Annotated in this window: 2 protein-coding genes; both read left to right on the top strand. The window is 36.4% G+C overall.

Annotated elements, in window-relative coordinates; translation table 11 throughout:
• A partial coding sequence (locus A9G30_RS00130) for an FtsW/RodA/SpoVE family cell cycle protein (RefSeq protein WP_176700808.1) occupies positions 1-280 on the top strand: 280 nt, incomplete at its 5' end.
• Positions 281-294: 14 nt separating this feature from the next.
• The gene (locus A9G30_RS00125) at positions 295-1,476 is read left to right on the top strand and encodes a serine hydrolase (RefSeq protein WP_065567307.1); all 1,182 of its coding nucleotides are present in this window, start codon (positions 295-297) and stop codon (positions 1,474-1,476) included.
• The last annotated feature ends 126 nt before the right edge of the window (positions 1,477-1,602 follow it).

The raw sequence follows: 1,602 nt of genomic DNA, 5'->3' as shown, positions 1-1,602 counted from the left end.
TGTTTTGCTTATTCTCTTTTTATGTTTAATTGTACGAGGGCTTATTATTGCCGCTCAGGCACAAACCACCTTTGGTCGAATACTTTCTGGTGGGCTGATTTTAGTCTTTTTTATTTATGTGTTTATTAATATTGGTATGGTCAGTGGAATCTTACCAGTAGTTGGTGTACCATTACCGCTAATAAGTTATGGTGGCTCTTCTTTAGTCGTATTAATGGCAAGTTTTGGCATTATGATGTCTATTCACACACATCGATATATGTTATCTAAAAATATTTAACGGAACCCAAATAAATGAAAAAGAAATTTAAATTATCTTTTGCGTTATTCGCGCTTGCTGTTTGCTCATCAGCAAATGCTGAAATGGCTTTTCCTATTCCAGCTATCCCAAAATTGGATGCAGAATCTTATATTTTAATCGATGCTAAATCAGGCGAGATACTGGCACAATATAATGCCGAGGAACAACGTGACCCAGCAAGTTTAACTAAAATGATGACCAGTTACGTGGTGGGGCAAGCACTACAATCAGGGCGTATTAAAAATGATGACATGGTTGTGGTCAGTAAAGATGCATGGGCAACAGGCAATCCTATTTTAAAAGGATCATCATTGATGTTTTTAGAAGTGGGTAAAACAGTATCGGTTTCTGATCTTAATAAAGGCATTATTATCCCATCGGGTAACGACGCTTGTATTGCTATGGCTGAACACGTTGCGGGGAGCCAAGGCGCTTTTGTTAACCTAATGAATGATTATGCTAAAAGACTTGGATTAGATCATACTCACTTTGAAACAGTGCATGGGCTTGATGCGCCAGGGCAATACACAACAGCTAAAGACATGGCTTTTTTAGGGCAAGCTTTAATTCGTGATTTACCTGAAGAATATTCCATTTACAAAGAAAAAGAATTTACTTATACATTATCTAAACCACAACTTAATCGAAATGGGCTACTTTGGGATACCACACTGAATGTAGATGGAATTAAAACAGGTCATACCAATGCCGCGGGGTATAACTTAGTTGCTTCTGCTGTGGATGGTAATACTCGTTTAATTTCAGCCGTATTGGGTGGACGTACTTATAAAGGTCGTGAAGAAGAAAGTAAAAAATTATTAGTATGGGGATTCCGCTTTTTTGAAACAGCAAACCCTATAAAAGCAGGTGCGCCATTAGCAACTGAAACTATTTGGTATGGTGATGAAAATAAAATTCAATTAGGTGCAATTAATGGTGCCTTTATCACAGTGCCAAAAGGTCGTTCAGCAGATGTACAAGTTGAATATAAAATTGATGATTATATTTATGCGCCAATAGCTAAGGGTGCAACAGTGGGCAAAATGCAATTTTTACTTGACGGTAAAGTTATTAACGAACAGCCACTTGTTGCTTTACAAAATGTTGAAGAAACAGGCTTTTTTGGTAGTGTATGGGATTGGATAACGCTACAATGCTATAGATTATTCCACTAGTTTTTATTCAAGTTTTGCTATCATCGCTCTGCGTTCTGTAAGTAATTACTTACAGAATGAGCTAATCCTTTATAAAATAACATATTTTTAACATAATATAGCTATGCAAAAGATAGTCAGAAAAAG

Source organism: Gilliamella sp. Fer4-1, from assembly GCF_001690515.1.
In the GTDB taxonomy this organism is placed as follows: domain Bacteria; phylum Pseudomonadota; class Gammaproteobacteria; order Enterobacterales; family Orbaceae; genus Gilliamella; species Gilliamella apicola_C.
Note: the sequence above shows the minus strand (reverse complement) of the source record. Positions and strands in the feature narration are given on the sequence as shown.